Origin of the sequence: Mesorhizobium hawassense (assembly GCF_003289945.1) — a bacterium.
Classification (GTDB): domain Bacteria; phylum Pseudomonadota; class Alphaproteobacteria; order Rhizobiales; family Rhizobiaceae; genus Mesorhizobium; species Mesorhizobium hawassense.
This window is the reverse complement of the sequence record NZ_QMBP01000006.1, coordinates 66024-86683: the sequence shown is the minus strand read 5'-3', so window position 1 is coordinate 86683 and position 20660 is coordinate 66024. Positions and strand designations below refer to the sequence as shown.

21 protein-coding genes are annotated in these 20660 nt (G+C 63.5%); 11 read left to right on the top strand and 10 right to left on the bottom strand.

The features are described from left to right. Nucleotides 1-248 precede the first annotated feature (248 nt). From DPM33_RS14540 to DPM33_RS14530, 3 genes are all read left to right on the top strand, one after another. Nucleotides 249-1526: a polyhydroxyalkanoate depolymerase gene (locus tag DPM33_RS14540; RefSeq protein ID WP_112098133.1), complete on the top strand. Its 1278-nt coding sequence runs from the start codon at nucleotides 249-251 to the stop codon at nucleotides 1524-1526. 189 nt (nucleotides 1527-1715) lie between these two features. Beyond that, nucleotides 1716-2333: a transglutaminase-like cysteine peptidase gene (locus tag DPM33_RS14535; RefSeq protein ID WP_112098132.1), complete on the top strand. Its 618-nt coding sequence runs from the start codon at nucleotides 1716-1718 to the stop codon at nucleotides 2331-2333. 105 nt (nucleotides 2334-2438) lie between these two features. Further along, nucleotides 2439-2669 (top strand): hypothetical protein, encoded by a 231-nt coding sequence (locus DPM33_RS14530; protein ID WP_112098131.1) that lies wholly within the window; start codon nucleotides 2439-2441, stop codon nucleotides 2667-2669. A 74-nt stretch (nucleotides 2670-2743) separates the two neighbouring features. Here DPM33_RS14530 and DPM33_RS14525 read toward each other — a convergent pair whose 3' ends face one another. From DPM33_RS14525 to DPM33_RS14510, 4 genes are read right to left on the bottom strand one after another with little or no spacing between them, the layout of a single operon-like run. After that, on the bottom strand, nucleotides 2744-3112 hold the full coding sequence (locus DPM33_RS14525) for a helix-turn-helix domain-containing protein (RefSeq protein ID WP_112098130.1): 369 nt from the start codon (nucleotides 3110-3112) through the stop codon (nucleotides 2744-2746). A 10-nt stretch (nucleotides 3113-3122) separates the two neighbouring features. After that, nucleotides 3123-3647, bottom strand: coding sequence for a Smr/MutS family protein (locus DPM33_RS14520; protein WP_112098129.1), 525 nt, complete (start codon nucleotides 3645-3647; stop codon nucleotides 3123-3125). Next, on the bottom strand, nucleotides 3644-4747 hold the full coding sequence (gene mltA, locus DPM33_RS14515; RefSeq protein ID WP_112098128.1) for a murein transglycosylase A: 1104 nt from the start codon (nucleotides 4745-4747) through the stop codon (nucleotides 3644-3646). The genes DPM33_RS14520 and mltA overlap by 4 nt, the downstream gene beginning before the upstream one ends. Before the next feature lie 23 nt (nucleotides 4748-4770). Further along, complete coding sequence (locus tag DPM33_RS14510) at nucleotides 4771-5478, bottom strand: Tim44/TimA family putative adaptor protein (RefSeq protein WP_112098127.1); 708 nt, start codon at nucleotides 5476-5478, stop codon at nucleotides 4771-4773. Between the two features lie 202 nt (nucleotides 5479-5680). Between DPM33_RS14510 and DPM33_RS14505 the strand changes: the two genes are divergently transcribed. Both DPM33_RS14505 and secB read left to right on the top strand, forming a co-directional pair. Continuing rightward, a complete protein-coding gene (locus DPM33_RS14505; protein WP_112098126.1) occupies nucleotides 5681-6175 on the top strand; it encodes an FxsA family protein in 495 nt (164 codons plus the stop codon). 217 nt (nucleotides 6176-6392) lie between these two features. Further along, nucleotides 6393-6893, top strand: a complete 501-nt coding sequence (secB, locus tag DPM33_RS14500; RefSeq protein ID WP_112098125.1) for a protein-export chaperone SecB — start codon at nucleotides 6393-6395, stop codon at nucleotides 6891-6893. Between the two features lie 294 nt (nucleotides 6894-7187). Here the strand turns inward: secB and dnaQ are convergent, their stop codons facing one another. From dnaQ to DPM33_RS14475, 5 genes are all read right to left on the bottom strand, one after another. Continuing rightward, a complete protein-coding gene (dnaQ, locus tag DPM33_RS14495; RefSeq protein ID WP_112098124.1) occupies nucleotides 7188-7892 on the bottom strand; it encodes a DNA polymerase III subunit epsilon in 705 nt (234 codons plus the stop codon). 84 nt (nucleotides 7893-7976) lie between these two features. Next, complete coding sequence (gene coaE / locus DPM33_RS14490) at nucleotides 7977-8579, bottom strand: dephospho-CoA kinase (RefSeq protein ID WP_112098123.1); 603 nt, start codon at nucleotides 8577-8579, stop codon at nucleotides 7977-7979. A gap of 4 nt (nucleotides 8580-8583) precedes the next feature. After that, complete coding sequence (locus DPM33_RS14485) at nucleotides 8584-9417, bottom strand: shikimate dehydrogenase (RefSeq protein WP_112098122.1); 834 nt, start codon at nucleotides 9415-9417, stop codon at nucleotides 8584-8586. Then, entirely contained in the window at nucleotides 9410-10003 is a 594-nt protein-coding gene (locus DPM33_RS14480) for a Maf-like protein (protein ID WP_112098121.1), read from the bottom strand. Before DPM33_RS14480 ends, DPM33_RS14485 begins: the two co-directional genes overlap by 8 nt. A 41-nt stretch (nucleotides 10004-10044) precedes the next feature. Further along, nucleotides 10045-10866, bottom strand: coding sequence for a pyruvate, water dikinase regulatory protein (locus DPM33_RS14475; RefSeq protein ID WP_112098120.1), 822 nt, complete (start codon nucleotides 10864-10866; stop codon nucleotides 10045-10047). A gap of 401 nt (nucleotides 10867-11267) precedes the next feature. Between DPM33_RS14475 and hemE the strand changes: the two genes are divergently transcribed. The 3 genes from hemE to rho all read left to right on the top strand — a co-directional run bounded on the left by hemE (nucleotide 11268) and on the right by rho (nucleotide 14293). Continuing rightward, nucleotides 11268-12296 (top strand): uroporphyrinogen decarboxylase, encoded by a 1029-nt coding sequence (hemE, locus tag DPM33_RS14470; RefSeq protein WP_112098119.1) that lies wholly within the window; start codon nucleotides 11268-11270, stop codon nucleotides 12294-12296. Beyond that, complete coding sequence (gene hemJ, locus DPM33_RS14465; protein ID WP_112098118.1) at nucleotides 12293-12847, top strand: protoporphyrinogen oxidase HemJ; 555 nt, start codon at nucleotides 12293-12295, stop codon at nucleotides 12845-12847. The genes hemE and hemJ overlap by 4 nt, the downstream gene beginning before the upstream one ends. 180 nt (nucleotides 12848-13027) lie before the next feature. Next, nucleotides 13028-14293 (top strand): transcription termination factor Rho, encoded by a 1266-nt coding sequence (rho, locus tag DPM33_RS14460; RefSeq protein WP_112098117.1) that lies wholly within the window; start codon nucleotides 13028-13030, stop codon nucleotides 14291-14293. Nucleotides 14294-14554: 261 nt separating this feature from the next. On the opposite strand, the gene DPM33_RS14455 is transcribed toward rho, so the two are convergent. Then, nucleotides 14555-16597: a thioredoxin domain-containing protein gene (locus DPM33_RS14455; protein ID WP_112098355.1), complete on the bottom strand. Its 2043-nt coding sequence runs from the start codon at nucleotides 16595-16597 to the stop codon at nucleotides 14555-14557. A gap of 76 nt (nucleotides 16598-16673) precedes the next feature. Between DPM33_RS14455 and mnmE the strand changes: the two genes are divergently transcribed. The 3 genes from mnmE to rsmG all read left to right on the top strand — a co-directional run bounded on the left by mnmE (nucleotide 16674) and on the right by rsmG (nucleotide 20651). Beyond that, complete coding sequence (gene mnmE, locus DPM33_RS14450) at nucleotides 16674-17984, top strand: tRNA uridine-5-carboxymethylaminomethyl(34) synthesis GTPase MnmE (protein WP_112098116.1); 1311 nt, start codon at nucleotides 16674-16676, stop codon at nucleotides 17982-17984. Nucleotides 17985-18144: 160 nt separating this feature from the next. Next, nucleotides 18145-20019, top strand: coding sequence for a tRNA uridine-5-carboxymethylaminomethyl(34) synthesis enzyme MnmG (gene mnmG / locus DPM33_RS14445; RefSeq protein ID WP_112098115.1), 1875 nt, complete (start codon nucleotides 18145-18147; stop codon nucleotides 20017-20019). Further along, complete coding sequence (rsmG, locus tag DPM33_RS14440) at nucleotides 20016-20651, top strand: 16S rRNA (guanine(527)-N(7))-methyltransferase RsmG (protein WP_112098114.1); 636 nt, start codon at nucleotides 20016-20018, stop codon at nucleotides 20649-20651. The genes mnmG and rsmG overlap by 4 nt, the downstream gene beginning before the upstream one ends. The last annotated feature ends 9 nt before the right edge of the window (nucleotides 20652-20660 follow it).

The window sequence follows — 20660 nt, the reverse complement described above, 5'->3', positions numbered from 1 at the left end:
ATCCAATGCATGTCCGGGATCATGGCCGGTGTCCGGCGGCCGGACACATATGTTTCACATTTCGGCACCGCACATTGAGCCGGCTCGACCGCTCGAGCCCGATTTTCAACAGGTTGAACCAAAGAAGCATTCGTCAGACAAAATGACGTATTGCATCGCAACAATATCTTGTTAACCTCGCTGAGAGACATTCAAGGCCGGCGCTGTTCGTCGTCCCTTTTGGTCGTCGGACGGCAGCGGGGTTCTCGATGTTCTACCAGCTCTACGAACTGAACCATGCGGCGCTGCAGCCCGCGCGCCTCTACGCCGACGCCGTCCGGCTGTTCTACTCGAACCCGCTCAATCCGATCTCGCACACGCCCTTCGGCCGCTCGGTCGCGGCGGGCGCCGAACTCTTCGAGCGCACCACCCGCCGTTACGGCAAGCCGCAATTCGGCCTGGACAAGACCGTCGTCGACTGGAAGAGCGTCGGCGTCACCGAAAAGACCGTCTGGTCGAAGCCGTTCTGCAATCTCATCCGTTTCGAGCGCGCGCTACCGGCCGGCCGCAAGCCCGACCCGAAGCTGTTGATCGTGGCGCCGATGTCGGGCCATTACGCGACGCTGCTGCGCGGCACGGTCGAGGCGATGCTGCCTCACGCCGACGTGCACATCACCGACTGGGTCGATGCCCGCATGGTGCCGGTGGCGCAAGGCAGCTTCGATCTCGACGACTATATCGACTACGTCATCGACATGTTCCATGCGCTGGGACCCGACACCCACGTCATGGCTGTCTGCCAGCCTTCGGTGCCGGTGCTGGCGGCGGTGGCGCTGATGGAAAAGCGCGGCGACCCCTTCGTGCCCTCGACCATGACACTGATGGGCGGCCCGATCGACACCCGTCGCAACCCGACCGCGGTCAATCTGCTGGCCGCGGAGAAGGGCATCAACTGGTTCCGCGACAACGTGATCATGCAGGCGCCCTGGCCGGTGCCGGGTTTCGGCCGCGACGTCTATCCCGGCTTCCTGCAGCTCTCGGGCTTCATGAGCATGAATCTCGACCGCCACATCATCGCCCACAAGGACTTCTTCATGCACCTTGTGAAGCATGACGGCGACAATGCCGAAAAACACCGCGACTTCTATGACGAATATCTGGCGGTGATGGACCTGACGGCCGAATTCTACCTGCAGACGGTCGACACCGTGTTCGTGCGCCACGCTCTGCCGAAGGGCGAGATGAAGCATCGCGGCGAGTTGGTCGACCCGAAGGCGATCCGCAATGTCGCGCTGCTGACCATCGAGGGCGAGAACGACGACATTTCCGGCCTTGGCCAGACCGAGGCCGCGCATGACCTTTGCGTCAACATTCCGGTCGACAAAAAAGCGCATTACATGCAGCCGGCGGTCGGCCATTACGGCGTCTTCAACGGCTCGCGCTTCCGCTCGGAGATCGTGCCGCGCATCGCCGACTTCATTTCCAGCTATGGCCGCCAGCACCGCGTGGCGGTGAAGCCGAAGCTGGTCCGTACCGCCAAAAGCTGAGCGTCAGAGCTGCCTCTGTTTCCGCCGCTGCTCTGGCGGCCGCTGGTGTTGCGCGGCGGCCTCTGTGGCGAAACTGCCGCTACCGATCGCGCTAGTAACCATGCCGTCAAACTGGCCGCTGTCTCTAATTGACACGGACTGTAAATCGCCTTTAACGTTTCGTTAATAAAGAACAAGGCGGCGGGGGCAATGACTTCCTCAGCGATGACGCGGATTCTGCGTTTGTGTGCGGTCGCAGGGATGGCGATCTCTGCGCATTGGGCAGTGCCGGCCTGGGCGGCGGGCGCGATGGACACGGGCGGCCTGACCTCGCAGCCGATCGGCCATTATGATTTCTGCAAGGCGCATCCGAGCGAATGCAACATCCGCCCCGTCAATCTCGAGCCGGCCAAGATGACGGACGGCCTGTGGCGCCGGCTGGTCAGCGTGAGCGCCAAGGTCAACGCCGCCGTCAAGCCGTTGAGCGATCTCGACCATTACGGCAAGGACGAAGTCTGGGCCTATCCGGACGACGGCTATGGCGACTGCGAGGACTATGTGCTGGAAAAGCGCCGCCAGCTCTACCGCATGGGCATGTCGCTCGCCGATCTGCTGATCACCGTTGTGCGCAAGCCCGACGGCGAAGGCCATTCGGTTTTGACGGTGCGCACCGACAAGGGCGATTACGTCCTCGACAATCTGACCGACAAGGTCAAAGCCTGGGATGCGACCGGCTACCGCTTCCTGAAGCGGCAGGCGATCGACAATACCGGACGCTGGGTCTCGATCCGCGACGGCCAGGCGGTGCTGGTCGGCTCGGTCCAGTAGGCGGAAGCCGCGGCTCCGAAAATTTTTTGCACGACTCCATGAACCGTTTCCGTCGGGCCGGCGACACACAGCCGTGGACGACAAACCCAACCATGGAGACTTCAAATGACCTCTTTTCTGCGAAACACCCTGCTTGCCGCCGCCGCGCTATCGGCCCTGACCGGATCGGCCCTGGCGGACGAGACCTACAAAAGCTGCGCCAAGACCAATCTCAATGACCTGTGGAGCGGCCGCTGCTGCACCGTCGGCTCCGCCAACTGCCTGGACGGCGGCCATGGCCACGACCATCACGGCAATGGCGGCCGGGGCAGCACCAACGGCGCCGGCAAATACTGATCTCACGGCTTTCGATGGAGACGAACCAGGCACCAGCGGAGGGTCGCGATCCGCTGGTGCCAAGACGGCTGGAACTATATTCGCCGCCCAAGCGCCGCGCGAATCGACGCGCTGAGGCGCCGCAATTCCGCCTCGTCGAGCTTTTCGATGCTTTCGGCCAGAAGATTGGCCAGCTCGGTCGCCGCCGGCGACAGGCCCGACGTGTCGATCCTGACCCTCGGATGCGAGTTCTCGGCGAGACGGGCGAGGTCCTCGGCATCGTCCCAGATGATGTTGAAATAGCCGATGATCTTCTGGATCAGCGTCCAGGTCGGCGCGCCGCGGCGGCCGTGCTCGAGCGCCGATAGATAGGCGGCGCTGACGCCGATGGCCTCGGCCATCGCCTTCTGGCTGACGCCGCGCTCGGCGCGCAGCGCCCGGAGCTTCTCGCCGAACGGGGTCATGACACTCTGCTCATGAACGCGTGCGCCGCAGTCGCACATAAAGCGCGCCGGAGCCACCATGGTTGCGCGCGGCATGATCGTGGCTGGAGACCAGATGGCGGAAGGCCGGCGTCGACAGCCATGCCGGCACGGCGCGCCGCAGGATGCCGTCGCCGCCGGAGGACGAGCCCTTGCCGGTGATGATCAGCACATAGCGGACGCCGCCGGCATGCGCCCGATTGAAGAAGGTGAGCAGCAGCGAATAGGCCTCGTCCTGCGTCATGCCGTGCAAATCGACCCGGCCCTCGATCGGCAGCCGACCTTTTTTCAGCTTGTGCAGCGTCTGGTCATCCAGCGAGTGCGCCACTTGCTGCGGCTTGGGTTTGGCGGCTGTGGCCGCGACGCCGTTGACCGGAGCGGCGGCCGGCGCGGGCTTCGGCTCGATGATGTCGGGGATCTCGACGGCGGTCTTGCCTTTCAGTGGCCGGGCCGACCGCGCCACCAGGTTCCACAGGATGCGATCGTCGTCGCTGAGATGATCGTCGCGACGGCTCACCGGCGCTCTCCATGCAACAGCGCGCGGGGCACAAGCGCGTAGAAGTCAGCCGCGTTACGGACCACGCCGGCGATCTCGCCGGCGGCATCGCCGGAGCCGGCGAAGAGATCGCCCCGCGCCGGTCCGGTGATGGCCGAGCCGGTGTCCTGCGCGATCATCAGCCGCCGGAATGGTTTTTGATCGAAGGCGGTGAGCGTCGGAGCGTCGATATAGAAAGGCGTGCCGAACGTATGCAGCAGCCGGTCGACCGCGACCGAGCGCCCCGGCGTCAGCGGCACCTTGGCGGCTGCGATTGGCCCAAGCGCGGCGTCTTCGACCGCGGCTTCGCGGAAGAAGATATAGGAGCGGTTCTGCCACAGGGTCTCGTCGACCCGGTCCGGATGCGCCTTGAACCAGGCGCGGATCGACTGCATCGTAACCTTTTCCAGCGGGATCTCGCCGAGCTCGCTCAAGATCTTGCCAGGGCCGGTGAAGCGCTGGCCCGACTTCGCGGCATAGGTGACGCGGGCGAGCCTGCCATCGGTCATCTTCAGCCGTGCCGCGCCCTGAACATGGATGAAGAACGCGTCGACCTTTTCGGCCAGCCAGGCGATTTCGAGATTTTTGCCGGCGAGCGCGCCGCGCTCGATCGCGCCACGGTCGAAATATTCGACGGGGCCGTCATCCGTCCGGCGGGCGAAGGCCAGATAGGCGTCCATGCCGGTGGGCCGGTTGTCGTCGTCGATGTCGATCAGGTCGGCGGGGCGCGACAGCAGCGGCACGACGAACCGCTCCGTCCTGACCGGCGAGGCCTCGACCTCCGGCTCATAGAAGCCAGTGACGAGACCCGAGCCATTTTCGGCCTTCACCAGCATCGGAACGAAATGCCGCTCGAAGAAGGATCGCGCCTCGGACCGATTCGGCGCCGAAACGGCACGCGCCTCGGCATAGGCCTCGGCAAAGGCGCCGAAATCGACGCCGAGCGAACCGGTGCGATAAGGCTTTACCGGCGCATGGAAGGCGGAGCGGCGGAACGCGGCGAAGGCCTCAACGTGCCCATCCTCGTCCCACCCCGGGAGATCGGTGAAGGATTTTTCGCTGAACGTGGGAGAGAGCGGCACGACTGGGGCCCCGCCGCTTTATCTCAATCTTCTTCTTCGGTGGCGACGAGCTTCCAGTTCGGGTCGCGCGAGCGGGTGTCGCGGGCGAAGGTCCAGACATCCTTGACCTCGGCCACGGTTTCCGGGTCGCCGTCGATGACGGCGCCGGCCTTGTCGCGGGTCGCCGAGATCAGCTCGGAAACGATGCGCAGCGTGAGATGCGCTTCCGAGCCCTTCATTTCGGCGGCGACGATGTCGGCCTTGTCGATGCCGACGAAGGACGACTGGATTTTCTCCGACTTGGCCTCGCGCTCGCCGATCGCGGCGACGAAGCCGTCATAGACCTCGCGCGACAAAAGGTTCTTCAGGGTCTTTCTGTCGCCATCGGCATAGGCCATGACGATCATCTCATAGGCCATCTTGGCGCCGTCGACGAAGGTCTTGGGCTCGAACGACGCATCATTGTCCTTGATGGTGCGCAGCCCCCTGTTGAGATCGGTGTCGGGTTTGGCGAAGGCGTCGATGTCGGCATAGGTCTCGGCCGCGGTTTCGCCCGGCATGCGCTTGCGCGGCAGCGACACGACATTTTCGGATTTCTGCGCCGCATCGGCCTCGCGCGTGCGGCTCGCCGAATACGGATCGAAGGGCGGACGCTCGTTTCCGGTGCGACGTCCAAGCACGTTGCGCAGCTGGAAAAAGATCACAACCGCCGCAATCAGGAAGAAAATCGTGCCGAAGTCGAAGAAACCCATATTTTCCGCCAACTCGAACCCTGTTCTTGCCGGACCGGCATAACCCCCTCGGGGACCGCGGTCGCATAGCGTTCAACACTCAAAGCATATAGAACGGCAGGCGCAATCATTCAAATCAAAGGCAGCCATACCTATCTAAGGGCGCCAAGGCCAGTGGCGATTATCCGCCGGGCCGCAAAAGAAGAAAGCGATCGGTCAAGACTTGCGCGTTTCGTTCATCCCGCTGTTCCTGCTCCTGCTGCCGCTGCTGGAGATCGCCGGATTCGTGGTCGTGGGCCGCGAAATCGGCGCTTTGGCGACGGTCGGGCTTGTCATCCTGTCCAGCGTCGCCGGCAGCCTGCTGCTGCGGCATCAGGGTTTCGGCGTCATGACACGGGTGCGGGCCGAGATGGATGCCGGGCATGATCCCAGCCGCCAGCTCGCGCATGGCGCGATGATCGTGCTGGCGGCGATCCTGCTGATCATCCCCGGCTTCATCACCGACATTTTCGCCATTCTTCTGCTGTTGCCGCCGGTGCGCGACTTCGCCTGGCGCCTGCTCAAGAACCGCATCGTCATGGCGACCAGCTTCAGCAGCGGCTTTTCGGCGCGCCGGCGCGACACTGTCATCGACCTCGACGACAGCGACTATTCCCGCGACGATTATCCGAACCGGCCGGATCACAATTCGCCGTGGCGGCGGCTGAAAAACGATTAAAGCGCGTCGAACCAGATTCGCGCCAACGCGCTTTGAGTTTTGTTTTGATGCATGTCGTTTTCCCAAAACGGCTGCGTATTTTTTGGGCGACATGCATCGGCCCTGGACCTTTTGCCCGATAAGGCCGCAAAACTTGTTTTGTCCGGCCGAGCATGGTAGCGAACCCGCGATTTCAATCCGGTCAGCAGTGCTGCCCAGGCAAAAGGACCAAAGGCTCATGGCCAGCAACGATGACGCCGCGACCGGCGCAGCCAACGGCAACGGCACCCAGAACCAGCCCTCGCTCAATGTGCTTGCCCAGTATGTGAAGGACCTGTCCTTCGAAAGCCCCGGCGCTCCGAACTCGCTGCGCGGCCGCGACAAGGCTCCCGGCATCGCCATCAATGTCAACGTCAATGCCAACCCGCTTTCGGACAAGCAGTTCGACGTCAACCTGACGCTGAACGCCAAGGCTTCCTTCGACCAGGAAGTGCTGTTCAATGTCGAGCTGGTCTATGGCGGCGTCTTCGCCATCTCGGGCTTCCCGCAGGAGCACATGCTGCCGATCCTGTTCATCGAATGCCCGCGGCTTTTGTTCCCGTTCGCGCGCCAGATCATCGCCGACGCCACCCGCAATGGCGGCTTCCCGCCGCTGATGCTCGACCCGATCGATTTCGCGCAGATGTTCCAGCAGCGCATCGCCGAGGACCAGGCGGCAGGCAAGACGCAGGTAAGCTGAGAGGGCGCACCGCTACACATCGAGAGCCCGGCTTCGCGCCGGGCTTTTTTTGTCGGAGGCGTCTGAGATTGGCGATGACCTCTGTGCGGTTGTCATTCTAGGGCGGAGCAAGGAGCGGAGCGACGCGCGCAGACCCTAGAATCCATGCCGGGACGCTAAGGCGCTGCTGCGGTTACAGAATTCTGCACCGTTGCACTCTGCGGTAGAGGTCACGGCATGGATACTCGGGTCAAGCCCGAGTATGACGACGGGATGAGCGGTTCGGCTAATCTCCAACGTTCGCGCCAAAGGCGCTCAACCCACCGCCACCTTCAGCCACAACGCCTTTTCACCCAGCGTCGAAACCAGCCCGGCATGCGCGGCGCGGTCGGCTTCGCTCAGACGCGGCGGCAGGGCGATCGGCCTGGCGCCGATCGAGATGTCGATATCGGCCACCTCGCCGGCGCCGTTCATCTGCACCGCCACGGCCTCCAGGACCAGCGCCGCCTGCTTGCCGCCGATGAGCTCGATATAGACTTCAGCCAGCAGCTCGGAGTCGAGCAGCGCGCCGTGCTTGGTGCGGCGGGTGTTGTCGATGCCGTAGCGGCGGCAGAGCGCGTCGAGCGAGTTCGGCCCCATCGGATGTTTGCGGCGCGCCAGCGCCAGCGTGTCTATGATGCGGCCGGGGTCGATGGCCGGCTGGTCGAGCCGGCTATATTCGAGGTTGAGGAAGCCGAGGTCGAAGGTAGCGTTGTGGGCGATCAGCTTGGCGCCGTCGGTGAAGGCCAGCCACTCCTCGACGATTTCGGCGAATATTGGCTTACCATCAAGATCGGCGGCGCTTATGCCGTGCACGGCCTGGGCCTCGGCATGGATGGCGCGGCCTTGCGGATTGATGAATTTGTGGAAGGTGCGGCCGGTCGGGAAGCGGTTGACCAGCTCGACGCCGCCGAGCTCGATGATGCGGTCGTCGCGTAAATCGAGGCCGGTGGTTTCGGTATCGAAGATGATCTCGCGCATTCGAATTCGAATCAGTTGTCCCTGGCACGAGACCAGCATCGTGCTTCGGCAAGAAATGGCAATGCCCGCTGCTGACGGCAAGCGTCAGGAGCGAGACGCGCCCTGCTTATCCCCCAGTTCCGCGATGATCGCGCCGACCGCCTGTCGCGCGGCGTCGAAGCCGAGCCCGGTGTCGATGATGAAATCGGCCTGGCGGCGCTTGTCGGCGTCGGGCACCTGCTTGGCGAGGATCGACAAGAACTTCGCCTCGCTCATGCCCGGCCTGGCGAGCACACGCGCGCGCTGGATGTCGGGCGAGGCGGTGACGACCACGACCTTGTCGACACGGTTGCGGCCGCCGGTTTCGAACAACAGAGGGATGTCGAGCACGGCGATCGGCGCGCCGGCGGCGCGGTGCCTGGCCAGGAACGCGTCGGCGTCGGCGCGCACCAGCGGGTGCACGATCGCTTCTAGCTTCTTCAGCGCGGTCGGATCGGCGAGCACATGCTGGCCAAGCTTTACGCGATCGACCACGCCCGCTTCTGTCGTTCCTGGAAAAGCCGCTTCGACCAATGGCACGGCCTTGCCGGCATAAAGGCGATGCACGGTCTCGTCGGAATCATGCACCGGCACGCCCGCCTCGGCGAACATCTTGGCCGTGGCCGACTTGCCCATGCCGATCGATCCGGTGAGGCCGAGCACGATCATGCCGTCAATGGCCTTCGATGTCGGCGACGATCATGCGCCGCAATTCGGGCGTGACTTCCGGCTTCCGGCCGAACCAGCGTTCGAAACCGGGGGCGGCCTGATGCAGCAGCATGCCCAGACCGTCGACCGTCTTCAGACCACGCGCCCTGGCAGCGGCAAGCAGAGGCGTCTCCAGCGGCACATAGACGATGTCGGTGACGATGGCGTGGTCCGGCAGCCCGGCCGGATCGGCGGAGAGCGTCGCATCGCCATGCATGCCGAGCGAGGTGGTGTTGACGAGCAGGCCGGCGTCGGCCAGCAGCTCGCCCACGGCCTCCGCGCTATGCGCGGAAACACCAGCGCCGAAACGGTCGGCGAGCTCGCGCGCCCTCGGCAGCGTGCGGTTGACGATGCGGATATCCGTCACGCCGCGCTCTTTCAGCGCATGGATGACGGCGCGCGAGGCACCGCCGGCGCCCAGCACCACGGTCGGACCGTTTGCCGCCCAGCCCGGCGCATATTGGTCGAGATTGCCGGCGAAGCCGAGGCCGTCCGTGTTGCCGCCCCAGAGTACGCCGTCTTCCAGCCAGAGCGTGTTGACCGCGCCGATCACTTCCGCCGCTTCGTCGCGGCGCTCGACCAGGGCGAAGGCGGCTTCCTTGTGCGGAATGGTGACATTGCCGCCGCTGAGACCGCTTTGCTCGAGCGATCCCAGGAAGGCGGCAAGATCTTCCGGCCGCACGTCGAGCGCCTGGTAACTGCCGTCGATGCCGTATTTCGCCAGCCAATGGCCATGGATCTTGGGCGAGCGCGAATGCGCGATCGGGTGCCCGGTGACAAAGGCCTTTTTGTCAGCCATCGATTGCTCCCAGGTCGCGCAGCTCTTTCAGCACCGGCAGCAGCGGCAGGCCGACGATGGTGAAATAGTCGCCCTCGATCTTCTCGAACAGCTGGATGCCTTCGCCTTCGATCTGGTAGGCGCCGACGCTGGACAGCGCCTTGGCGCCGACACGCGCCAGATGCCGGCCGATGAAGGCGGGATCGAGCTTGCGCATGGTGAGACTGGCGATGCCGACATGGCGCCACAGCACTTCGCCGTCGCGGCAAAGCACGGCGGCGCTGTTCAATTGATGCGTCGTGCCGGAGAGCGCGAGCAGATGACGGCGCGCGCCTTCCATGTCGGCGGGCTTGTGAAAGACCTCGTCGCCGAGCGACAGGGTCTGGTCGCAGCCGAGCACCAGGGCGCCGGACTTGCGCTCGCTGACCTCGGTCGCCTTGGCCTCGGCTAGGATCGAGGCGACATCCTCCGGCGCGACATCCTTCAGCGGAGCCTCGAGGGCGCGTTCGTCGACATCGGCCGGCACCGCTTCGATATCGAGGCCGGCATCGACGAGCATCGCCTTGCGGTACGGACTGCCCGAAGCGAGGATGATTTTCTCGGCCATGATGTTTCGCCCATCGCGTCCCGGTTGATCGGGGCAATGGGTTATCTGTTCTTGCTCCGCAGGGCAACGATGGCGGCGGCCGTTTCCTCGATGGAGCGGCGGCTGACGTCGATCATCGGCCAGCCGTGCCGTGTGCAGAGCTGGCGCGCATAGGCGAGCTCCTCGTTGATCGCGGCGCGGTCGATATAGTCGTTGGGTACGAAGCTGCTGGTATTGCCGAGGATGCGGTTTTGCCGGACATGCGAGATGCGCTCGGCCGTGGCTATGAGGCCGACGACCAGCGGTTTGCTTGCGGCGATCAGGCTTTCGGGCAGCGGCACGCCGAGGACGATCGGGATGTTGGCGGTCTTGTGGCCGCGATTGGCGAGATAGATGCTGGTCGGCGTCTTCGAGGTGCGCGATATGCCGATCAGCACGATATCGGCATCGTCCATATTGGCCGGCAGCTGGCCGTCATCATGCTCCATGGTGAAGTTCAGCGCATCGATGCGACGGAAATATTCGGCATCGAGCACATGTTGCGCGCCGACGCGGCGGCCGGCCGGCGTGCCGAGATAGGATTGGAAGACGGCAAGCACCGGCTCCAGCACGGAGACGCAAGGCAGGCCCATGGCGGCGCAGCGCTCGTCGATCGAGCGCGCGAGCTTCTGGTCGACCACCGTATAGAGGATGATGCCAGGCTCTTCCTCGATGTCCTCGAAGACCTTGGCGACCTGCTTTTCGGTGCGGATCAGCGGATAGATATGCTCGATGGCGCGCGCGTCCTTGTATTGCGCGGACGCCGCACGGCCGGCCGCCAGCAGCGTTTCGCCGGTGGCGTCGGAGATCAGGTGCAGGTGGAAGAAGCTCTGAGGTTTGTTCACAGGGGATGGGTCCAGGCTGTGGGCAATTGTGGACAAGGCGGGATGGGAAGGCCTCGGGTCAAAAAGCGAGTGTATCAGATGGCTGGTTGTCCACAATTCGCCGCGCTGTAGGCTTTGTCGCGGCGCTGGGGACAAAACTGGGGATCAACTTTTCTTGGCCGGTTTCATCCACAGCACGGAGTTCGAGGCCGGAAAGCCAAGCGTTTGACTCCAAAGCCGGAATCCGCGCCGTCCCCAGATCCCTCCAAATTGCGAAAGCGAGTACGCGACAATATGCTGACTGGCCTTTTCGGCCCGCAGGCTGGACAGGTCGCAACCATCACAACCAACAGACTCTTAGAATCAGAAGACTCTTTTAAAATAGATATTTGATTTAAGAGGATTGGAGAGGGCAGCGCTGAATGGCTGGGAAACGGATGATGCTGGACGTCCTCAAGGGCGAGACGGTTTCACCGCCGCCGCTCTGGATGATGCGGCAGGCCGGCCGCTATCTTCCGGAGTATCGCGAGACAAGGAAGCGGGCCGGGTCCTTCCTCGATCTCTGCTACGATCCGGACCTTGCCGTCGAAGTGACGCTGCAGCCGATCGAACGGTTCGGCTTCGACGCCTCGATCCTGTTTTCCGACATTCTCGTCGTGCCTAATGCCTTGGGGCGCGAAGTCCGCTTCGAAGAGGGCCGCGGGCCGATCCTGAAGCCGATCACGGCGGCCGAGATCGCGGCGTTGAACGGCGATATGTTTCACGTGAATCTCGAACCGGTCTACGAGACCGTGCGCAGGCTGCGCGCGAAACTGCCTGACGAAACGACGCTGATCGGCTTCTGCGGCGCGCCTTGGACGGTGGCGACCTATATGATTGCCGGCCACGGCACGCCGGACCAGGGGCCGGCGCGGCTTTTCGCCTATCGCGAGCCCGAGGCCTTCGGGCGGCTTTTGAAGGCACTGGCCGATCACTCGGCCGCCTATCTCATCCGTCAGATCGAAGCCGGCGCCGACGTGGTGCAGATTTTCGATTCCTGGTCGGGCGTGTTGGACGAACCATCCTTCGAGGCATTCTGCGTCGAGCCGGTCGCCGAGATCGTCCGGCAGGTGAAGGCGGTGCATCCCGATGTGCCGGTGATCGGCTTTCCGAAAGGCGCCGGCGAGCGTTATCGCGATTATCGGGCAAAGACCGGCATCACCGGTCTCGGGCTGGACTGGACCGTGCCTTTGTCGATGGCAAGGGAGCTGCAGCGCGACGGCGCGGTGCAAGGCAATCTCGATCCGCTGCGCCTGGTCGCCGGCGGCAAGGCGCTGGCCGACGGCGTCGATTCTATCCTGAGGACCCTGGGTAGCGGGCCGCTGATCTTCAATCTCGGCCACGGCATCACGCCGGAAACGCCGGTGGCGCATGTCGAGGCGATGGTGAAAATGGTGAGGAGCCAGCGATGAGCAATGCAGCCAATGAGAACAGCGCGAGCAGTGGGAACAGCACTGGCCAGGCGATGAAGCGCATGGCGATCGGCATCGTCGTTCTCGTGGTGGCGACCGCGCTGCTCTATTTCGTGGCGGGCGACGGTTTCTATCTCTGGGCCAAGGCGATCCATGTGATCGCCGTCATCGCCTGGATGGCGGGCATGCTCTATCTGCCGCGGCTCTTCGTCTATCACGTCGACGCAGAAAGGGGCTCGGTGCAGTCCGAGACCTTCAAGGTGATGGAACGCCGGCTGCTGCGGGGGATAATCAATCCGGCGATGATCGTGACCTGGGTGTTTGGCCTTTGGCTGGCCTGGAAAGGCTTTGCATTCCACGGCGGCTGGCTGCACGGCAAGATCGCCCTGGTGCTCGTCCTGTCGGGACTGCATGGCTATCTGGCCGGCGCGGTCAGGAAATTCGCCGAGGACAAGAATGAAAAACCGGCGAGACACTGGCGGATCGTCAACGAGATCCCCACATTGCTGATGATCGCCATCGTCATCCTGGTCATCGTGAAGCCGTTCTAAGTTTCCTCCCGATCCAGCAAGAAGGCCCAGCAAAAGGCGGCTTGCTCTTTCAGACGACCGACGATACAAGACGGGTCTTCCTTCCCGTCATGCGCCGCCCCTTTTCTCGCTTTCGGCCGCGCCCGGCATTTGTCGTATTCAGCCGATTTTCTCCCCAAAGCCTACCCAGAGTCTATCCTAATGCAAGAAATGAAACTCACAGAGTTCAAGAACAAGAAGCCGCCAGAGCTGATCGCTTATGCCGAATCGCTCGAGGTGGAGAACGCCAGCGTCATGCGCAAGCAGGAGCTGATGTTCGCAATCCTGAAGAAGCTCGCCGCCCAGGACATCGAAATCATCGGCGACGGTGTGGTCGAAGTGCTGCAGGACGGTTTCGGCTTCCTGCGCTCGGCCAACGCCAACTACCTGCCGGGTCCCGACGACATCTATATCTCGCCCTCGCAGATCAGGCGCTTCTCGCTCAAGACCGGCGATACGGTCGAAGGGCCGATCCGCAGCCCGAAAGAGGGCGAGCGCTATTTCGCGCTGCTCAAGGTCAACACCATCAATTTCGACGATCCCGAAAAGATCCGTCACAAAATCCACTTCGACAATCTGACGCCGCTCTATCCGACCAAGCGGCTGAAGATGGAAGTCGACAATCCGACCTCGAAGGACATCTCGCCGCGCGTGATCGACCTGGTCGCGCCGATCGGCAAGGGCCAGCGCGCGCTGATCAACGCGCAGCCGCGCACCGGCAAGACGGTTCTGATGCAGAACATTGCCCACTCGATCACCGCCAACCATCCGGAATGCTATCTGATCGTGCTTTTGATCGACGAGCGTCCGGAGGAAGTGACCGACATGCAGCGCTCGGTTAAGGGCGAGGTGATCTCCTCGACCTTCGACGAGCCGGCGGCGCGTCACGTGCAGGTCGCTGAAATGGTCATCGAGAAGGCCAAGCGCCTGGTCGAGCATGGCCGCGACGTGGTCATTCTGCTGGATTCGATCACCCGCCTCGGCCGCGCCTACAACACCGTAGTGCCGTCATCCGGCAAGGTGCTGACCGGCGGTGTCGACGCCAACGCGCTGCAGCGCCCGAAGCGCTTCTTCGGCGCAGCCCGCAACATTGAGGAAGGCGGCTCGCTGACCATCATCGCCACCGCGCTGATCGACACCGGCAGCCGCATGGACGAAGTGATCTTCGAAGAGTTCAAGGGCACCGGTAACTGCGAAATCCAGCTCGACCGCAAGGTGGCGGACAAGCGCATCTACCCGGCGATGGACATCCTCAAGTCTGGCACCCGCAAGGAAGACCTGCTGGTGCCGCGTGCGGACCTGCAGAAGATCTTCGTGCTGCGCCGCATCCTGGCGCCGATGGGCACGACCGACGCGATCGAGTTCCTCATCGACAAGCTCAAGCAGACCAAGACCAACGCCGACTTCTTCGATTCGATGAATACGTGATTGGCTAGGAAGGGCGGAAACTTTCCGCCCTTCTTGCTTTCAGCGTTACCGCGCGATCGCCGGACGACAATGACAAAGGTCAGCGCCGCTCCTCATGGCCCTGTCGGGCATTTTTCCCCGTAAACGGAGAGAAAGAGGCTGGCCGCAACGCCGGCTCCCTCCGTGCAGCGCTGGGGGTTTGGCGAAATCGCGGCGACAAGTCCCTTCTCCCCGTTCACGGGGAGAAGATGGCGGCAGCTAGATGAGGGGCAGCGCCAGCGCTCATTGTTGGGCGATGGCGCCTCGGTCACCTCGCCGAAGCAGCTTCTCCAACTCGCCCGCATCCCTCACCGCCGGCAGACACACCTGCCCGGTGCAGAACCATGCGCCTGGCTTGTCGGTGGCCGGCAGCACGCCGCCGGGCAACAACGGTCGATTCGCATCCGTGCCGATCGGCACGACGATATCGACCCGGCGTGGGTCGGGATTTCGATTCGCGACCGGGACGAGGCTTGAGGACTTCGGCTTGTCTATGATGACCAGCTTCAGCGGTTCGAGCGCCAGCGCGCAGGCGTTGACGATGCCGGCCTGGCCATAGGCCTGCTGTGACGCGCGGCCCATGGCATGCTCGGCGGTCGTCCAGGCTTTTTCCCAGAGATCGAGGTCGCCAGTAAGCGAGGAAAGCCGCACCAGCGCCTCGACGATCTGGCTGGTGGCAGAGGGGATCGCCTCGTCGACATCGCCGCGGATGCGGATGGGGACGTCGCCGCTGTCCGCGGCCGTCAGCCAATAGCCGGTCTTTTCGCTATCCAGGTGCCAGCGGTCGAGCTCGCCGATGAACTGCCTGGCGTGATCGGAATAGGCCGGATCGCCCGTCGCCTCGAACAGCGCGATCGCGGCGTTGGTCATGGCGGCGTAGTCGCTCGACAGCGCGGGGAAAAGCTTCTTCGCGCCGAGCATGGAATGCGGCAGGCGGCCATCCTGGCTGGCCCCGACAATATGGGCGAAGGCCTTTGCGGCGGCGTCAACCCAGTCGCGCCTGGCGAGTGCACGGCCGGCCTCGACGAGCGCCGCGATCATCAGGCCGTTCCAGTCGGTCAGCGCCTTGCCGTCGCGGCCAGGCCTGACCCGCTTTTCCCGGATTGCCAACAATTTCGCTTTCAGCGGTGCAAGCTGGACATGATCGACAATGCCTTCGCGTTGCTGCGCCTCGCTCTGGCGGATGATCGGCTTGCCTTCCCAGCCATGCGGCGCGGCGAGCTCGAAATGCCGGAAGAAGGCCTTGGCGTTGTCGCCGAGCGCGCTTTCGATTTCGTCGTGGCCCCACGTATAAAAAAGCCCCTCCTCGCCGTCGCTGTCGGCATCGAGGCTGGCGGCGAAGGCGCCGCCATCGACCAGCATTTCGCGCAGCAGCCAGGTGACGGTTTCTTCGATTCGCATCCGGAACAAGTTATCGCCCGTGGCCGCGTAGGCCCAGTTGCCCAGGCGGATCAGCTGGGCGTTGTCGTAGAGCATCTTTTCGAAATGCGGCACCAGCCATTCGGCGTCGGTGGAATAGCGGCTGAGGCCGCCGCCGATATGGTCGTAGATGCCGCCGGCGAGCATTTTTTCGAGGCTGGTGAGCACAGCGTCGCGATGCGCGGTCTGGCCGTCGCGCAGCCAGGACAGCCACAGGGCGTGCATGAAGGGCGCATTGGGAAATTTCGGCGCGCCCCGCAAGCCGCCGAGATCGCGATCGATCATGCCGTCGATACGCGCGGCCAGATCGGCCAGCGCATCGCGGTCGAGCACCGCTCTGCCCTTTGCGCCGGCAAGCCGCTGCTCGACATGGCTGGTCAGGCCGTCGGCGCTTTCGGCAAGGCTTTGCTGCTTGTCGCGCCAGGCTTTGTCGACCGCTTCCAGCACCTGGATGAAACCCGGCCTGCCATAACGCGCCTCGCGCGGAAAATAGGTGCCGCCCCAGAAAGGCTTGCCGTCGGGTGTCAGGAACATGGTCAGCGGCCAGCCCCCCTGCTCGCCCATGGCGTGAAGTGCTGCCATATAGATCTGATCGATGTCCGGCCGCTCCTCGCGATCGACCTTGATATTCACGTAGAGCCGGTTCATGACGGCCGCGACGGCGTCGTTCTCGAAGCTTTCATGCGCCATGACATGGCACCAGTGGCAGGCGGCGTAGCCGATGGAGAGCAGGATCGGCCGGCCCAGTTCCTTCGCTTCTGCAAGGGCGGCAGGCGACCATCCCCGCCAATGCACGGGATTGTCGCTGTGCTGCTGCAGATAGGGGCTGGCCTCTTCGGCAAGCAGGTTTCGCGCGGGCAAGGTCACGATGAGCGGCTCGGCATTGTGGTTTGATGTGAGCAAACGCTAGGGCGGTTCGGCAGGTCGGGCAATGGTTTCCCCAATGGTTTCGAAGGATTCGATCGTAGCGCTGTCGAGCGGCCGCCTGCCCGCCGGAATTGCCGTCATCCGAATTTCCGGCCCGAAGACTCGATTCGTGATCGAAACAATTGCCGGCGCCGTTAAGGATCGATTCACCACGTTGCGTAGGCTCAAGGCGGCGGATGGCTCGGTGATCGATCATGGCCTTGTTCTGTTCTTTCCAGGCCCCGGCAGCTTCACCGGCGAGGATGTCGCCGAGTTCCAGGTGCATGGCAGCCGCGCCGTCGCGGCCAAATTGCTGGAGACCATCACCGGCTTTGAAGGTGTGAGGCATGCGGAGCCTGGCGAATTCACAAGACGCGCTTTTCTCAATGGCAGGCTGGATCTGGTGGAGACAGAAGCACTTGCCGATCTGGTGAATGCCGAGACCGAGGCGCAGCGCCGCTTCGCTCTGAGCAATGCGGAAGGTGCGCAGAGCGAGCTCTATTCGGGCTGGCGCCGCCGGCTGATCCATGCGCGGGCGATGATCGAGGCGGAGATCGACTTCGCCGATGAGGACGACGTGCCCGGCTCCGTTTCGGAGGCGGTCTGGTCTGACGTGGCGGCGATGATCGGCGAGATCGAGCGGCATATCGAAGGGTTCAAGGCGGCGGAAATCATCCGCGATGGGTTCGAGGTCGTCATTCTCGGTGCGCCGAATGCCGGCAAGTCCAGCCTGTTCAACGCATTGGCCAGGCGCGAAGCGGCCATCGTCACCGACGAACCAGGCACGACGCGCGACCTGCTCGAGGTGGCGATGGATCTCAACGGGCTGAAGGTTCGCATCGTCGACACCGCCGGCCTGCGCGACGCCACGGGCAAGGTCGAATCCATCGGCATCGAGCGGGCGCGGGCCAAAGCGGGCGCGACGGACCTGGTGCTGCTCCTGGAGGACATGGCCGAGCCGGTGGCCGTGAGCGATGTTCCAAACGGCATTCCGCTCCTGAGGATCGGGACGAAGTACGATATCGCTCGTGCCGGCGCCGGTAGCGACTACGACCTGGTGATCTCTACCAAGGAAGGCATCGGGCTGGAGCGCCTCCTCAACGAGATCGGAGCCCGCGCGGCTGCGGCGGCTGGCGGCGCAGGCGATGTTCTGCCGTCGAGACTGCGCCATGTAGAGCTGCTTAACGAGACGCGTGATTTCCTGAAGGCAGCACTGTCAGGGCAAAGTCAGGAATTGCGAGCCGAAGACTTGCGCCTCGCGGCCGATCGTCTTGGCCGCATCATTGGCGCGGTGGACGTCGAGGATCTGCTCGACGTCATCTTCTCGCAGTTCTGCATCGGTAAGTGATTCACGTGAAACATAGACTGCCAGCCCGAGTGACTCACGTGAAACACCCGACGGAAGGAGCAACGTATGTTTCACGTGAAACGAGCCGGCTGTTCGTCCTTGACAGGAAGGTACCGTGGGGACATGTGTCAGGCAATCTCTGAAACCGGATACTTGGATAATGACCAATCACTATGATGTGGTGGTGGTGGGCGGCGGCCATGCCGGATGCGAGGCTGCAAGCGCGGCCGCGCGCGCCGGTGCCAGGACGGCGCTGGTGACGCTGCGCTTCGACACGATCGGCGTCATGTCCTGCAATCCGGCCATCGGCGGTCTCGGCAAGGGTCATCTGGTGCGCGAGATCGACGCCATGGACGGGTTGATGGGACGCATCGCCGATGCCGGCGGCATCCAGTTCCGCCTGCTCAATCGCCGCAAGGGCCCGGCCGTGCGCGGGCCGCGCACCCAGGCCGACCGCAAGCTGTATCGGCTTGCCATGCAGGAAGCGATTCGGCAGCAGAACAATCTCGATGTCGTCGAGGGTGAGGTTCTCGATCTCGAAATTGATGACGGGCGCGTGGTGGCGGTGCTGGTTTCAGGCGACCGTCGCCTTGCCTGCGGCGCCGTCGTGCTGACCACCGGCACCTTCCTGCGCGGCCTGATCCATATCGGCGAGAAGAAGATCGTCGCCGGCCGCATGAACGAGCAGGCGAGCATGGGCCTCTCTGCGACGATGGCGCGCGCGGGTTTCAAGCTCGGACGCCTGAAGACGGGAACGCCCCCTCGCCTCGATGGTCGCAGCATCGACTGGGCTTCGCTGGAAAGCCAGGCTGCGGACGAGGATCCGGTGCCGTTCTCGCTGATGACCGACCGGATCATCAATCCGCAGATCCATTGCGGCATCACCCGGACCATGCCGGCAACGCATGATCTGATCCGCGCCAATCTCGGTCGCTCGGCCATGTATTCCGGCTCGATCGAAGGTGTCGGCCCGCGTTACTGCCCGTCGATCGAGGACAAGATCGTCAAGTTCGGCGACCGTGAAGGCCACCAGATCTTCCTCGAGCCGGAAGGCCTCGACGACGACACCGTCTATCCGAACGGCATCTCGACCTCACTGCCGGAGGATGTCCAGGCCAACATCCTGAAGACCATCCCCGGGCTGGAAAAGGCGATGATGCTGCAGCCGGGGTATGCCATCGAGTACGACCATGTCGATCCGCGCGAATTGAAGACGACGCTGGAGACCAAGCGCGTCGAAGGCTTGTTCCTGGCCGGGCAAATCAACGGCACGACCGGCTATGAAGAGGCCGGCGCGCAAGGCTTGCTTGCCGGCATCAATGCCGCGCGCAAGGCGGCGGGCGATGACGAATTCGTGCTCAGCCGCACCGAAGGCTATATCGGCGTGATGGTCGACGACCTGACCAGCCGCGGCATCGCCGAGCCCTATCGCATGTTCACCTCGCGCGCCGAGTTCCGTCTGTCGTTGCGCGCCGACAACGCCGACGAGCGGCTGACCCCGCTGGCCAGTAAGCTCGGCCTCGCTTCATCGGCGCGGTCGCTGCGATTCGGCGAGATGGCGCGGAAGCTCGACGAAGCCCGTGCGCTGGCAAAGTCTGTCACCTGGACGCCAAACGAAGCGGCGCGGCATGGGCTGGAAATCAACAAGGACGGGGTGCGCCGCTCGGCCTATGACTTGCTGGCGCATCCTGGCGTCGATATGGCTTGGCTGACCCGCGTCGAGCCGAGGTTTGCCGAACTCGATGCTAAGACGGCTGAGCGGCTTGAAACGGAAGCGAAATATTCCGTCTACCTCGATCGCCAGCAGGCCGACGTGGCGCAGATCAGGCATGAAGAATCGCGGCTTATCCCTGAGGCGATCGACTTCTCGGATGTGCCCGGGCTTTCCAACGAGCTGAAGCAGAAGATGAAGCTGCGCCAGCCGCGTTCGATTGCCGACGCGCAGCGCATGGAGGGCATGACGCCGGCCGCGCTGGCGATCATCGTCGCGCATGTCCGGAATGCCGAGCACGCAGCTCGAAGGGACGTGGCGTGAGCGCCTGGGATGACCTGCAAAAGGCGGCGGGTCCAGTTTCACGTGAAACATTCGAGCGCCTGCAGGCCTTCGAACAATTGTTCCTGAAATGGAACCGCAGTATCAATCTGGCGGCGCCGTCGACGCTGGATGACGTCTGGCGCCGCCACGTCCTCGACAGCGCCCAACTCGCCCGAATCGCCCCCGCGGCAATGCGCTGGGTCGACCTCGGCTCAGGCGGCGGCTTTCCCGGCTTGGTGCTTGGCTTCCTGCTTGTCGAGCGTCCCGGAGCGTCGATCGATCTGGTCGAAAGCAACCGCAAGAAAGCGTCGTTCCTGCAATCCGTCATCGGTCAGTTCGATTTGCCGGCGCGCGTCGTGGCCAAGCGCATCGACGACAGCTATGCGCTTGTTTCCAAACCGGAAATCGTCACGGCACGGGCGCTGGCCGCGCTGCCGGATTTGCTCGATCTGGCGGCGCCGTGGCTTACCAAAGGGGCGCGCGCGCTCTTCCATAAAGGCCGGGATTACCGGGCCGAAGTGGAAGAAAGCACTCACCGCTGGAGCTTCGATCTGGTAGAACATTCGAGTGTGACCGACGCCCAAGGCGTCATCCTCGAAATCACCGAATTGCGCCCGGCGACAAGCAAATGAATTACTGGC

Excerpts from the sequence above, each read along its gene's own strand:
- DPM33_RS14540 (WP_112098133.1), top strand. The coding sequence starts at position 249 with ATGTTCTACCAGCTCTACGAACTGAACCATGCGGCGCTGCAGCCCGCG.
- DPM33_RS14535 (WP_112098132.1), top strand. The coding sequence starts at position 1,716 with ATGACTTCCTCAGCGATGACGCGGATTCTGCGTTTGTGTGCGGTCGCA.
- DPM33_RS14530 (WP_112098131.1), top strand. The coding sequence starts at position 2,439 with ATGACCTCTTTTCTGCGAAACACCCTGCTTGCCGCCGCCGCGCTATCG.
- DPM33_RS14525 (WP_112098130.1), bottom strand. The coding sequence starts at position 3,112 with ATGACCCCGTTCGGCGAGAAGCTCCGGGCGCTGCGCGCCGAGCGCGGC.
- DPM33_RS14510 (WP_112098127.1), bottom strand. The coding sequence starts at position 5,478 with ATGGGTTTCTTCGACTTCGGCACGATTTTCTTCCTGATTGCGGCGGTT.
- secB (WP_112098125.1), top strand. The coding sequence starts at position 6,393 with ATGGCCAGCAACGATGACGCCGCGACCGGCGCAGCCAACGGCAACGGC.
- dnaQ (WP_112098124.1), bottom strand. The coding sequence starts at position 7,892 with ATGCGCGAGATCATCTTCGATACCGAAACCACCGGCCTCGATTTACGC.
- coaE (WP_112098123.1), bottom strand. The coding sequence starts at position 8,579 with ATGATCGTGCTCGGCCTCACCGGATCGATCGGCATGGGCAAGTCGGCC.
- DPM33_RS14485 (WP_112098122.1), bottom strand. The coding sequence starts at position 9,417 with ATGGCTGACAAAAAGGCCTTTGTCACCGGGCACCCGATCGCGCATTCG.
- DPM33_RS14480 (WP_112098121.1), bottom strand. The coding sequence starts at position 10,003 with ATGGCCGAGAAAATCATCCTCGCTTCGGGCAGTCCGTACCGCAAGGCG.
- hemE (WP_112098119.1), top strand. The coding sequence starts at position 11,268 with ATGGCTGGGAAACGGATGATGCTGGACGTCCTCAAGGGCGAGACGGTT.
- hemJ (WP_112098118.1), top strand. The coding sequence starts at position 12,293 with ATGAGCAATGCAGCCAATGAGAACAGCGCGAGCAGTGGGAACAGCACT.
- rho (WP_112098117.1), top strand. The coding sequence starts at position 13,028 with ATGCAAGAAATGAAACTCACAGAGTTCAAGAACAAGAAGCCGCCAGAG.
- mnmE (WP_112098116.1), top strand. The coding sequence starts at position 16,674 with ATGGTTTCGAAGGATTCGATCGTAGCGCTGTCGAGCGGCCGCCTGCCC.
- mnmG (WP_112098115.1), top strand. The coding sequence starts at position 18,145 with ATGACCAATCACTATGATGTGGTGGTGGTGGGCGGCGGCCATGCCGGA.